Raw genomic sequence first — 14,005 nt, forward strand, 5'->3', positions numbered from 1 at the left:
ATATATTTTTTCTCCGTAAACCTAGACAATCACTTCCATCATTTTTCCGGCTTCGTCAAACTCCAGCGGGGCCACGCAGGTTTCCCGGTGGAATCCCTTTCCCTCCGGATACTGCGCAAGCGGTGTGCCAAAACGATGGTAAGCAATCCAGTATGCATCTTTTCCAGGCACCTTACAGATGCTGTGATGACCCGTTCCAAGAACACCTTTTTGCACATCTTTCTGAAGAATCGTCTTTTCAAACCGAACCGGTCCGTACAGGGAATCGGACGTTCCATAGTTTACATGATAATTTTCACTTCCTGTATCATCACAGGACCAGGTAAAATGGTAAATTTCATCCCGCTTCAGAACCGTAACCGCCTCACGGAAATCGTACAGTCCTTCCAGATTTTTCATCGTCTCCGGAACAATATGCATCATATCCGGTGTCAGTTTTGCAATGGCCGCATAACCATTTCCAAACAGGAGATATGTTTCGCCGTTTTCCTGATAGATCGACGGATCAATCGTCTGACTCATCTGGATCTGATACGTTTCCATCATTTCCATGGTGATCATGGGTTCTGCTGCAGGCACAAACGGTCCCTCCGGATAATCAGATACTGCTGCTCCAATGCAGGATTTGCCATCAACACGCTTTCCACAGAAATAGTAGTAATACTTTCCATCTTTTTCTGCAATGCACGGCGCCCAGGCACTTCCTACCGCCCACGGAACATCTCCATCTGCCATGTCGAAAATATCAGCAGCCTTCTGAAATTTTCTCAGATCCTTCGATGCAAAAACAGAAAATTTCGTACCGGACCAGTCGGTAAAGCCATCCGTTGTCGGATACAGGTAATACGTTCCGTCAAAACAGGCAAGATCCGGATCTGCAAAGAGCCCTTCTACGACCGGCTTTTTGTGATCAAAAAATCGTTCCAGCAAGGCAAGCTCCTCGTCAGTAACTGCAAGAACGCCACCGTGGCGTTTTTTTGTTTTTCCAAGAGCATATTCCTTTTCCTTTAAAATACGGAATTTTCCCGAAGAAAGATCATCCGTTAAAAGAGGAAGATATCCTTTTCCCTCCGCAAACTGATCCGCAATCAGACACCATGTCTTCTGATCCGGTAGCAGATAACATTCCGGTCCTTCTACGCCAAACAGCGAAGAAAGTGTTTCTGATGGGATCTCCTGAAAATTGCCCGTCAGGGAGTCACAGGACTCCAACAGCAGACATTTATTCGTCTCATCCTTGGAAATCCGATAGTATACACCTTCTGATTCTACCATCGTTGTATCAATCACATGTTCTTTCCGCTCCATGTAAATAAATGGCTCGGAAAAACTTTGAAAATCAGATGTCCAGGATGCATAGATCCGCTGTTTGGCTTCCGTATCACCGGAAAGTTTTACCATAGATGCCCAGAAAACCAGAAACTGCTCTCTTTTTGAGTCATAGATTCCTTCCGGTGCCCAGACGCATCCGGCTCCCGGAACACCTATGGTACTGGCACGCTCCGCACTCCAGTGAACCAGATCCTTCGATTCCCAGACAATCAGATCACGGCTTCCGCGATATTGTGCCGTATCCCAGCCTTCTCCTGCTTCGATCCGTAAATCGGTTGCTATCAGATAAAATTTCTTCTGCTTTGGATCACGCAGCAGAAACGGATCGCGAACACCTTGCATTCCAAGATGAGAATATAAGACTGGCTGTCCGTCATTCAGATCCTCCCAGTGAAGTCCATCCCTGCTGATGGAAAAATAAATCTGTTCTCCATCCTTTTGTTCTCCGGTAAAATGTACAAATAAATAGCCTGCCATATTTTGTTCTCCTTATCTGCTTTTCATATAGTTCATAGGTGTCATTCCAGTCATTTTTTTAAAGACTTTACTGAAATAACTTTCATCGGAAAATCCGACTTTTTCGCTGACCTGCGAAATTTTAAGCGAAGTTGTACCAAGAAGCTCCTTGGCATGGGAAATTCTGACTTCCGTCAGGTACTGAAAAATCGTTTTTCCTGTTGTCTGACGAAAAATCCGATTTAGATAATCAAAGTTTCCACCAAGCTGCTCTTCAATCAATACTCCGGAAATTGGCTCGCGATAGCAGTTATTCAGATAATCCAAAAGATCATATATTTTCCGGTAGCTTCCGACCACTCCGGTTTTTTCCTGGGCAAGCGATGTTACAAACTGTCTGGAAACCAAAATCATCATCTCCAAAATCTGACAGGCACACAAATTGTAATAACCTTCCATACGATTTTTCTGACAGGTAATTCCATCATTGATTTTCTGCAGAATTTCAGAATAAGAAGAAGTGTCGGAAAGATGCATATATTTGGGCAACGCAAGAAGCGAAAGACTGACGCGTTCCTGTCCGGAAAGGGTACAGGAATCACTTTGCATGGACTGCGTTCTCTTTCTTAAAATTATCTCAGTTGTCTGCTCATTTGTCATCTTGTTTTTTTTTATGGATTTCTGATGGAAATGAATATAATGGTATTCACAATGTGTTGCTCTTTCCCCCACATGTATTTTATCCGGATCCAGAATTAAAAAATCCCCCGGTGTTAAATGATACCGTACACCATCCTCCAAAAGAAACATCTCACCCTGACGCACCAGATAAATAATGTATTCCAACGGCATTCTTCTTTTATGAATATACGGCGGTTCAATCACCGCCGTATCTGCCAGGCTAATTTCCGGTAGTTGACTGCTGTCATACTGATAATAAATGTTTTCCTTCATTCTTTTAGCCAAGATCCGGTTCATCGCAGAGTGTAATGATTCCCGGCACTTTTCCTTCTGTTTCAAAAATCAGAATCGTATTCGTTCCTTTTTTTAAAAGCGGACCCGGAATATATAATCGTTTCTGTGGCCCAATTTCCCAGAATCTTCCAATATTAAATCCATTTACAAGAATGCAACCTTTTCCCCATCCGGTAAAATCAAGGAAGGTATCTCCCGTCTCATCTGCTTCGAAGCTAAATTCATAAAATCCCGGTGTACCAGGAACGGATGGAATTGTAAAATCAAGATGTTCCAGATGTTCCATCGGAAGCGTATATTCTTTCCAATAATAGTGATTATGACCATTAACCTGTACGCTTCCATCAATCCCTTTCCTCTGTCTTTCGAGATTCGGACCGAAATTTACTCTTCCCATATTTTCCATCAAAATAGAAAGTTTCTGTCCTTCCGGTTTATTCTCCTCCCATTTTATTTCATCAAGAAGTTCTCTGTCATACAGTGTAACAGTTGGGATTTCATCCACAAAAATGTTAGCTCTGTCGTTAGCTCCCCACAGCCGCAGTGTTTCCAATGGCCCTTCATCTTTCAACTGGCTTTCGTATAAAATATATCCGTATCCCTGATCCAGTTTTTCCATTGACACCGGGTATACACTCTCCATCGCTTTACTAATCCGGTCTTTGTTTCCGAATAAAGATGTGCTTCTTTTGACACGAAGTTTTCCATATGATTTTCTGCGAATTTCTGTACTAAGTTTTACTTCCGGAATTTCGGTATATTTCCGGATTACATTCTGGAATGCCGTATACTTCGCCGTAATCTGACCGTCTTCCGTCAGCAGTGCATCATAATCATAAGAAGTAACATCCGGTGTCAGCTCATCATAGTAATTGGATCCATTCGTAAAACCAAAATTGGTTCCACCTTCAAACATGTAGATATTCACATGGCCCTCGGAAAGAATTTCGTCCAGATCTTTTGCATGTTCTTCTAAATCACCGGTCTGATGCGTTTCTACACCCCAGTTATCAAACCATCCAACCCAGAATTCCATACACATCAGCGGTTTATCGCCGATTTTCTTTTTCATGACGGCAAACTGCTCTTTTCCTTTGGAACCAAAATTTCCGGTCTGTAAAACACCTTCCACTTTTCCGCAGTCAAAAGCATCTCCCCAAGGACCATCCGATGTAACCATCGGCACTTCACAGCCGCAGTCAATCATCAGCTGTTTCATGTAATCCAGATACGATTTGTCATCTCCGAAATATCCATATTCATTTTCCACCTGCATCAGAATAACAGAACCGCCCCGTGTAATCTGAAGCGGTGCGATCACTTCAAATAATTTTTCATAATATTCTTTCACATGTTGTAGAAATGGCGGATAGAAACAGCGAAGGCGCATGCCGTCTTCCTTCAGCAGCCAGTATGGCAATCCGCCAAACTCCCATTCTGCACAAATATAGGGAGATGGCCGGAGAATCACCATCAAACCAAGCTCCTGGGCCAGTTTTACAAATCTGGTAATATCCAGAATTCCGGAAAAATCAAACTTTCCTTTCTCTTTTTCGTGAAGATTCCATGGAATATACGTTTCCACCGTATTGCAGCCCAGAGCTTTTAATTTTTCCAGTCGGTCGCGCCAGTATTCCGGCACAGTACGAAAATAATGCATACCTCCGGAAATGATTTTTACTTTCTTTCCGTCCAGATAAAAATCTTCTTTTACTTCAAACGTCTTCATAGTTCCTCCTGTTTCTGAAATTTCCATCTTTTTTATGTTAAAAATAATATGTCTGCCAAATTTCCCGTGACCGGAACGGAAACATTTGACTCGCAAAAGGGAGACACCAGAGGCATCATGTCTTTTCCGGTATCTCCCTTATCTTGCTTATCATGAAATCACAGAATTATCTGCCAGGTTTTGTCGCTAACCTTTCTTGTTCTACGGTCAAGTGAACACCTTTTTTATTCACCTCTTGTGAAATCCGGTGTTCCATTTTCCTCTACAAAAGCATCTAAATCTTTCTGAATTGCTGCCTTTACATCGTCATAACCGGCCGCTTTCAGTTCTTCTCTCATCTGATCGACAGTTGCCTTCGGATCATCTACCTGACCATATGCCAGCTGCGGGATATATTTTGCGAGAACATTAGCCAGTGCTGCCTGCTTTGCCTCAATTGCAGTTGTATCAACAATCAGGTTTTCAAATGGATAATCATAACCGATTTTATCCAGCGACTGATCAGATCATCGGTTCCATCCCACCAGCTTTCATCCTGCAGTTCCAGATCATCATTACGTCCCATCCAGAAATTGGAATCCAGGGCATCTGTACTGGAATCAAATCCATCTGGTCTGCCCAGCTTGCCATCTTCTGTTACAATATAATCCTCACCTTCAATACCATAGTTTAACAGACGATAGCACTCTTCATCATTTCTTAACAGATCATATACCATCAGGGCGCGTTCCGGATGTGTGGAGTTTGCACTGATAGCACATGCACCATGCTCTTTCAGCGGATGCTGTACGTTCTGATTTTCTTCGCCCCAGTAATAGAACTGCGGATCGGAACCCGGCTGTTTCTTCTCCATATTCGGAACAATCGTAGAATAATAGGTCTGGGCATGATGCTGATCCGCACCGGTTGTTCCGGCATAAAACTCTTCTCTGGTGTCTCCGTCAAAGTTCAGGACATCTTTTCTCCATACACCCATGTCATTCCATTCTTTCATCAGCTCTGCCGCATCATAAAGGCTGTCATCCTCTACATACGGAGACATAACGGTTGTCGGATCGTCCTGCATAACACCCCAGAAGTCTGTGTAAATACCAACACTGGCGCAATTGAATGCCGTATATTCCTTTTTCGAAGTAATATAGCCGCCAAGAATACCTCCCGTCTGGTTTTTGCCAGCGATATCCCACGGAATAACATCTTCCTTATTATCTTTAATATACTGGAAATACGTCGTCAGATCTTCAAATTTTGTAATTTTTCCATTTTCCAGACCTGCTTCTTTTGCCCAGTCTCCACGATAGAACATACCATGGTTCGTATACTGTGTATAGTGATCTTCCGGTATGAAATAAATTTCATCGTTATATTTGCAGATATCCCAGTCTCCGTCTGCGGATACCTGTTCCCAGGTCTTTGGCGCATATGTTTTCAGCATATCCTCGGAAAGTGGAAGAAATGCGCCCTTCTTTGTATTTTCCCATCCGTACAGCCAGTCCGTTGCCGTACAAATCAAATCCAGACTGCTGTCTCCACTCAACAGCTTCAGATTATACTGTGTCTGCCAGTCTGTCCATTCTATGTACGTAAACTCGAGTTCTGCATTTACTTTTTCCGTCAAAATCGGATTCAGTTTGTCCAGCATGGCTTCCAGTCTGCCATTGGTCGGTTTGTTTCCCAGCACCAGCATGTTAATTACTTCATGCTTGGAAGTATCAATACTTCCATCTTCCTTTACGCTTGTGTTGCCGGATCCGCTGCTTTCGGACCCACTGCTTCCGCATCCTGCCATACTTGCAATCATCAGGGAAGCCATTACCAGTGCTACTGCCTTTTTACCTGTTACGCGTTTTCTCATAGCGTCCTCCTTCTTTTCCTGCTTTTTCGGAATTTTATGTGAATCCCCATCAAAACACAGGGGAATCTCACATCATACTTTTTCCATGGTCAGCCTTTGACCGCGCCTACTGTAATACCGGAGATAAAGTATTTCTGTACAAACGGATACAGAAAGATGATCGGCCCGGTTGCAACAACTGCTGTTGCCATTTTCAATGTGTTAGATGGAAGGTCTGCCACACTGACATTTGCACCTGCTACAGAGTTTTTCAGTGCATTTGCTGTATTGATGATCTGATATAAGTAGTACTGTAATGGTTTATAGGTTACAGAACTGTTCAGATACAGAGAAGAAAGATACCATTCATTCCAGTATCCCAGTGCCAGAAAAAGTCCTACCGTTGCAAGTGCCGGCTTTAACATCGGGAAAATCAGTGATACGAAAATTTTAAAGTCTCCCGCTCCGTCAATTTTTCCGGATTCTGTAATTTCATATGGTACCGATTTTGCAAAATTCTTCATCAGAATGATCAGCCACGGAGACATTAACAGCTGTAAAAATACTGCCATATAACTTCCGTTTAATTTCAGGTACCTGGAAACCCAGATATAGGTTGGTGCCATACCGGCGGAAAACAGTGTTGTAAAGTAAATAAAAAATGACAATGCATTTCGAAACGGAAAGTCCTTTCTTTGTAATGCATAACCGGTCATCGCAATGATAAACAGACCAACAACTGTTCCGCATACCGTCAGTGCAATGGTAACTCCGTATGAGCCAAGAATCATTTTAGGTGAACGAAATACCAGTTCATATGCACTCAGAGTAAACCCTTTGGGTAAAAGCCCAAATCCCTCTTTCGCTACAATACTCTCGGTACTGAAAGATGCAGAAATAACCAGGATAAATGGAAGTAAGCAGATGAGCGCCCAAATACTCACAAATACGTAGGAGATAATTCGTAAAGCTCGCGTCCCTGGATCCAGTTTGATTTTATTACGATTTTTCATTTTCTTCTCCTCCTAAAACAGTGCATAGTCCGGATCAAGTCGTTTTACCACCCAGTTGCTGAACATAACCAGAACAAATCCAAAAATAGACTGATACAAACCTACGGCAGAAGATGTTGCAAAGTTATTCTGTGTCGTCATTGTACGGTATACAAAGGTTTCAATGATATCAGTTGTCGGGAACAACTGTGAATTCGCACCACCTGTCAGGTTCCAGAACAAACCAAAGTTTCCTTTCATGATTCCGCCAAGCGCAAACAGAAGCAGAATGATAAAGGTTCCTTTCAGGGAAGGAAGAATGATGTAACGAATTCTCTGCCAGCTGGTAGCGCCATCTACCTCTGCTGCTTCTACCATACTGGAATCAATACCGCAGATTGCCGCGAAATAAACAACAGAACCATAACCTGTTTGCTGCCACATGTTACAGAAAATAATGATGAAAGGCCATAAACCAGCTTTGCTGTAAATCTGTATTGGGTCAGCACCCGTTTCACGAAGAAGTGCATTTAATGCACCCGTGTCATAATTCAGAATATTAAATGCGATCGCCCCAATCAGTACAGCAGAAATAAAATACGGAAGGAACATGATTGTCTGTGATACCTTTTTAAAAAATTTACTTCTGATTTCATTCAGCATAAGAGCAATTACGATCTGAAAAACATTTCCAAGAAGAATAAAAACCAGATTGTATAAAATTGTATTTTTCGTTAAAGTCCACAATTCACCGGAAGAAATCAAAAATTCAAAGTTTGATAATCCTACAAAAGGGCTTCCAAAAATACCATCCCGAAAATTGTAACTCGTGAATGCAATCCATACGCCCGGCAATGGGCAATAGTTAAACACGATAAAAAAGATGACTGCTGGCAAACACATCAGAAGAAGTGTTTTGTTGTTGCGAAAAGTCTTCCATGCTCGATTCTTTTTACTGGGGACAGCCGGAAGAGCTGCTGTCGTTTGGTTCCTTTTTCCTTTCACGTTGCGTTCCTCCTATTTTGCAGTTTGTGAAAATTTGTCTGCACATAATTTGCAGCCTTTATATGAAACCGTTTTCACGTTTTTCCAAAAATAAAAGTGATCATGATGAATGTATCTTTGTTTTTACTGCTTTTCCTGTATATTATAACGATAATTCCATCTAAAAAGCACTTAACTTATACATCTTCCCAAATCACATATCTTTTTAATTGGCACTTTCGTGAAACCCTTTTCATATTTCGTACTATACTCCTTCCGCTTTGATTTGTCAACTTGTTTTTTGTATAATTTGCTTTCTTTTTTTTAAAGCCATCTGAATTAGTTGACAATTTGACAAATCACCCCTTTATTCCTCTATGTATATCCACTTTTTTCTTTCTGAAAACGCGCTATTTACCGCCATTTTGATCTGTCGGTATCTCTCTTACAAAAGCCAAAATCTGTTCCAGGATCAATATCACCATGTCTGCAAACATTCCAAAATTAGTGCAAAAAAATTCTTCTCTCTGATGGTCTTTTAAAATCAAAGAGAAGAATTATCTGGCTATATGAAATTACATGCTTCTGAATCGATAATGTGATATTATTGCAATATCGTGGATTCGCGTACGATTAAACGCGACACACATTGCTGAATTTTCGGAATCTCTTCTCCTGAAAGAAGTTTTACCGCAGACGCAGCCAGCATTTTTCCAAAAGAAGCATAATCATAGCAAACGCTGGTAAGCTTCGGGTTAACAATATCTGACAGAAAGGTTCCGTCAAAGCTGACAAGCGATATATCCTGCGGAACAGACAAATGATGTTCCTCAATACACCGAAGAATTCCGATTGCGCTGAAATCATTGATTGCAATTACGGCAGTCGGCATCGTACGATTTTCCTGAAAGAGCTTTTCCATACACTGGTACCCCCCTTCGATGTTGTAATCCGAATCCGTTACATAGCGTTCTCTGTATGTGATTCCATTTTTACGAAGCAGCATACGATACCGCATTCGTTTATCATATGTTGACCGGATGTGATTTTTCCCGCCGATCAGTGCAATATGCCGATGGCCAAGCGAAAAAAGATGCTCCATGGCAAGGTCTACACTCGCCATTTCATCAATGCATACCTGATAACAAAGAGATCCTTCTATTTTTCCAGTTGTAATAATCGGTGTAGTGTCTGTGATTCGATCAAGCAAATCCACATATTCCAAATCTGTAACGAGCTGGTCTGATTTTCCTCCCATTAAAATAATTGCATCCACACGCAGGTCAAACATCTTCTGCAAATACTGTTCTTCCATTTCATAACTGCTCTGAGATGAAAATATCATGGGAACATATCCACTTGCACCAATTTCCTTTACGCATTCGTCCACAAGCTGTGCATAAAAGGGATTCATCATATCCGCTGCAAGAATGCCAATGATTTTTGTTCTTGCATTTGTCAGCCCCTGTGCTAGCGCATTGGGGCGATAATCATATTTTTGTATGATTTCCTCCACTTTTTTTCTTTTTTCCTCGCTTACCCGGGCATTTTTCGTCATGACCCGAGACACCGTCGCCGGCGAAACGCCTGCTTCTTTTGCAATAGTATAAATGTTTTTTTCTTTTTTCATAAATCGCCCTCTTGAAACTCTTACTCTATTCCAATTTTTTGAAACCCTTTTCATTTCAAATTCAAGGATAGACTTTTTGCACGTAAAAGTCAATCCTAAAGTCGCTATTTTACAAAAAATCCCTCTCTTTTCCATGGATTTTTCAGATGAACTCTTTATAATAAAAACCATAGGAACGTATAAAAATTGAAATATCATGATAAAAACAGGAGGTTATAAATCTATGAATACCCAAACAATTTATCTCCATCATTCCTGGAAATTTCACTATGGCGAAGAGCCGGATGCCTGGAAAAAAGACTATGATGATACTGGCTGGACAGCTGTCGAGCTTCCACATGACTGGTCTGTTGCAATGCCATTTTCCAGATCCTATTCCAGCGGCACCGGATATGCAGCCGGCGGCATCGGATGGTATCGTGGAACCTTTTCCCTGCCTGAGAAGTATCGTGGAAAACGCATCGTGCTGCTGTTTGACGGTGTCTACAAAGAAAGCCAGGTCTGGTTCAACAGTTATTATCACGGCTTTCATCCCAATGGATACACACCTTTTTTCTATGACATAACATCCCAGGCTGTTTTTGGTACAGATGGTATCAATGAAATCAGCGTCCGTGTAGACCGGACAGAGATTTCAGATTCCCGATGGTTTACCGGTTCCGGAATCACAAGAAAGGTAACGCTCCTTGTTACAGATCTTCTTCACGTTACACCATATGGCACCTGCTTTTCCATAAACAGGGCAGATAAAATCTCAGCGGATCTTTCTATCACAACAGAGATCTGTAATATGGAAGATCAGGAAACCTCTTTTTCACTGGTCCAGTATCTGCGTGATCAAAATGGAAACACGGTGTTTTTCGCCGAGCAGAGAGCCACTCTTCTTCCTGGAGAAACCGCAAAACTAAAGACTGAAGGAACGGTAGCACAGCCAACACTGTGGTCTCCGAAACATCCATCTTTATATACACTCGAAACATGGCTCCACAAAGCCAAGGATGACTCCGCCTTTCTTGCAGACAAGTTCCGTGTAGGTATCCGCACCTTCCGTTTTGATGCCGATTATGGATTCTTTCTGAATGAAATCCCCATGAAAATTAAGGGGGTCTGCGTTCACCACGATGCCGGTGCACTCGGTGCCGCCGTTACAAAAGAAATCTGGATACGCCGCCTTGAAAAGCTCAAAGAAATGGGCTGCAATGCCATCCGTATGAGCCATAATCCGCATATGCCGGAACTGTACGATCTATGTGATGAAATGGGCTTTCTTGTTATGGATGAAGCATTTGATGAGTGGGAAGGGCCAAAAAACAAATGGTCTACCGGTCATAATGTTTATCCTCCAAAGCATCAGGGATATTACAAGTACTTTCCTCAGTACCAGAAAGAAGATCTGTCTGCTATGGTATTGCGCGACCGAAATCATCCAAGTGTAATTCTCTGGAGCATTGGAAATGAAATTGATTATCCAAATGATCCTTACTGCCATCCTCTGTTTCAGACCATGACCGGAAACAATGATGCAAACAAGCCTGCCGCAGAGCGCGTATACAATCCGGATCGGCCGAATGCAGAGCGATTAAAAGCACTGGCTTCCATGCTTGCTTACGAAGTACGCGCAGTGGATCCTACGCGCCCGGTTACACTGGCTGCCGCTTTTCCGGAGCTCTCTGCAAAGATCGGTTTTCTGGATGCCCTCGATGTTGCCGGATACAATTATAAAGAACATTTATACGAGGAAAGCCACTGTGATTTTCCTTCGCTCCCATTTTTAGGCAGCGAAAACGGACATGATCTTGCTGCCTGGCATGCGGTAACCGAAAACGAATATATCAGCGGACAGTTTCTCTGGACAGGCATTGATTATATGGGAGAGGCACACGGATGGCCGCTTCGAGCTTCTGAAGCCGGGCTTCTTACGATGGCTGGCTTTGAAAAATCCGGGTTTTACCGGCGGATGAGCTTCTGGTCATCCAAACCGATGTGCCATCTTTCCACACAGCGGGCAGACTCCATGAGAGAAAGCTGGCAGCCATTATTCGAAAGCTGGAATTACTGTGATGGAGAAGATATCGAAGTCCGCTGCTACACAAACCTTTCCGAAGCGGAATTATTCTTAAACGGAATCAGTCTCGGCAAAAAGGAGGCTTCCTATACTGAAGATTCGATTCGCTGGATCGTTCCCTTTCAGCCGGGCACGCTGATGGTTCTTGCTTCTGGAAAGCTTGCGGCACAAAAGGGCGGGGCTTCCTGTACTTTTGAAGCAAAGGATGAGCTGAAAACGACTTCTATGCCTTGTGCCCTGCAGATCCGACCCTGGAAGCCGTCCAAAGAAAATTCCGCTGTTTTACCGGAAAATCCGCTTCTGCAGTTCGAAGTTTATGCCGCCGACAGAGATGGTGCTTTCTGCTTCGGAGATTCCTCCATGGTTCAGGTAACGACAGACGGAGGCGTCCTTCTTGGAATTGAAAACGGAAATGCTGCAGACTGCACCGAGTATGCTTCTTCCTGCCGCCGGTTGTACCATGGACGACTGATTTTCTATGTCCGCCGCTCTTTTGCAGATCACCCGGTTACCGTGCAGGTTTCTTCAGAACTGCTAAAATCCAATTCTGTTACTATTTTCTGAAAGGAGTAACGACAGACTTTATGTGGAAATCCTTTTACAATCCAGATCTGGGCAAAGTAGAAACGCCACAGGGAACGATGACTCTCCCAAAGATTTTTCTTCCCCTGTTTCTGGAAATGTTTTTGATGAATCTGATGAGCACCGTCAATACTTTTACTTTGTCCTTTTATTCCGATGAAGCAGTTGCTGCCGTTGGTTCCGCCGGACAGTTTATGGGCATGATTCTGAATTTCTATTCCGTAATCAGTACCGGTGCGTCCATCGTAATCAGCCAGAATCTTGGTGCCAAAAAGGAAAAAAATGCATCCGATGCTGCTTTCTGTGCGCTGTTTGCAGGTGCCGGGTTAAGCGTTCTCCTTGGTGCTACACTTTCGTTCTTTTCCATGCCCCTGATGCGGCAGATGAATTTATCCGGCCAGGTATTAACATATGCCTCTTCTTACCTGAGAATCTGCATTCGTGTTTCCTTTTTTGCCGCGTTCGTGTCCATCTGCAGTGCCATATTTAAAAGCTATGGAAAGCCCAAAATATCGGTATTTGTTACCCTTGGAATGAATGCGCTGAATGCCCTTTTAAATTATCTGATCGTCTTTCAGCCGGTCGAACTGCCGCTTCACGGCGTAGAAGGGATTGCCTGTGCCTATGCCTTCAGTGAGGGCTGTGCCGCTTTTACCATGCTTCTGCTGCTCCTGGTTCTTCCGCTTGGCCTTGACTTCCGTCATAAGTCCATACGCAGCAGTTTCCGGATTTTACCAAAAGTGCTTCAAATCGGAATTCCAGGCGGTATCAGTACGCTTTCCTATTCTGTATCCCAGGTAGTGACAACCTCCATTATTGCACTTGTCGGTGTGCAGGCTGTTTCCGCCAAAATTTATGTTTCCACACTTGTTTTTTACGTGTATGTCCTAGGCCTCTCCCTTGGTCTTTCGACCTCGTTGCTGATCAGCTGGCTTACCGGCGCCGGAAAATACGAACAGGCTTATCAGCTGAATTTGCAGAATTTAAAAATCACAATTTTGCTGAATGCCTGCCTATCCACGCTCCTTGCCTGCTTTGGTTCCGTGCTGCTGCGGATCTTTACAGACGATCCTGCGATCCTTTCGATCGGACATACCATTTTGTTTTTTGATATTTTCGTGGAAATTTTTCGAGGCTTTAATCACATTGAGGAAAATTCCTTGCGCGGAGCAGGCGATGTGGTTTTCCCTATGGGTGTTTCCATTCTCTCCTGCTGGCTGATGAGTGTATTCTTCTCCTATCTGCTTGGTGTAAAAATGGGATTCGGATTATTCGGATGCTGGATCGCTTTTGGCATGGATGAGGCGTTCCGTGGTGTAAATTATCTGATCCGGTGGCGATCACGCAAATGGATGAAAAAAACCGTTGTTATTTCTGAAGAAAATACAATCTGGCCTTAAAAGGCTCCAGCTTCTCGTTGATTTTT

10 protein-coding genes are annotated in these 14,005 nt (G+C 43.0%); 2 read left to right on the forward strand and 8 right to left on the reverse strand.

Going from position 1 to position 14,005, the window contains the following annotated elements; genetic code table 11:
- Nucleotides 1-21: 21 nt before the first annotated feature.
- From DXA55_RS17435 to DXA55_RS00770, 8 genes are all read right to left on the reverse strand, one after another.
- Nucleotides 22-1,809: a family 43 glycosylhydrolase gene (locus DXA55_RS17435; protein ID WP_117508909.1), complete on the reverse strand. Its 1,788-nt coding sequence runs from the start codon at nt 1,807-1,809 to the stop codon at nt 22-24.
- A gap of 12 nt (nt 1,810-1,821) precedes the next feature.
- The gene (locus DXA55_RS00745) at nt 1,822-2,742 is read right to left on the reverse strand and encodes an AraC family transcriptional regulator (protein ID WP_158565001.1); all 921 of its coding nucleotides are present in this window, start codon (nt 2,740-2,742) and stop codon (nt 1,822-1,824) included.
- Between the two features lie 4 nt (nt 2,743-2,746).
- Nucleotides 2,747-4,492, reverse strand: coding sequence for a glycoside hydrolase family 35 protein (locus DXA55_RS00750; protein WP_117508907.1), 1,746 nt, complete (start codon nt 4,490-4,492; stop codon nt 2,747-2,749).
- A 224-nt stretch (nt 4,493-4,716) separates the two neighbouring features.
- Complete coding sequence (locus tag DXA55_RS17440; protein WP_330415036.1) at nt 4,717-4,986, reverse strand: DUF3502 domain-containing protein; 270 nt, start codon at nt 4,984-4,986, stop codon at nt 4,717-4,719.
- Nucleotides 4,947-6,347: an extracellular solute-binding protein gene (locus DXA55_RS00755; RefSeq protein WP_242998323.1), complete on the reverse strand. Its 1,401-nt coding sequence runs from the start codon at nt 6,345-6,347 to the stop codon at nt 4,947-4,949. Before DXA55_RS00755 ends, DXA55_RS17440 begins: the two co-directional genes overlap by 40 nt.
- 89 nt (nt 6,348-6,436) lie before the next feature.
- Nucleotides 6,437-7,339, reverse strand: a complete 903-nt coding sequence (locus tag DXA55_RS00760; protein ID WP_117508905.1) for a carbohydrate ABC transporter permease — start codon at nt 7,337-7,339, stop codon at nt 6,437-6,439.
- 12 nt (nt 7,340-7,351) lie between these two features.
- Entirely contained in the window at nt 7,352-8,221 is an 870-nt protein-coding gene (locus DXA55_RS00765) for an ABC transporter permease (protein WP_118700447.1), read from the reverse strand.
- Between the two features lie 685 nt (nt 8,222-8,906).
- On the reverse strand, nt 8,907-10,067 hold the full coding sequence (locus tag DXA55_RS00770) for a LacI family DNA-binding transcriptional regulator (RefSeq protein WP_242991094.1): 1,161 nt from the start codon (nt 10,065-10,067) through the stop codon (nt 8,907-8,909).
- Nucleotides 10,068-10,155: 88 nt separating this feature from the next.
- On the opposite strand from DXA55_RS00770, the gene DXA55_RS00775 reads away from it, so the two are divergent.
- A complete protein-coding gene (locus DXA55_RS00775; RefSeq protein WP_117804956.1) occupies nt 10,156-12,561 on the forward strand; it encodes a glycoside hydrolase family 2 TIM barrel-domain containing protein in 2,406 nt (801 codons plus the stop codon).
- 20 nt (nt 12,562-12,581) lie between these two features.
- Nucleotides 12,582-13,979 carry an MATE family efflux transporter gene (locus DXA55_RS00780; RefSeq protein ID WP_117508901.1) on the forward strand — a complete coding sequence of 466 codons (1,398 nt, stop codon included), beginning with the start codon at nt 12,582-12,584 and terminating at the stop codon, nt 13,977-13,979.
- Nucleotides 13,980-14,005 lie beyond the last annotated feature (26 nt).

The sequence above is a fragment of the Blautia sp. OF03-13 genome (assembly GCF_003460685.1).
GTDB classification, from domain to species: Bacteria; Bacillota; Clostridia; order Lachnospirales; family Lachnospiraceae; genus Fusicatenibacter; species Fusicatenibacter saccharivorans.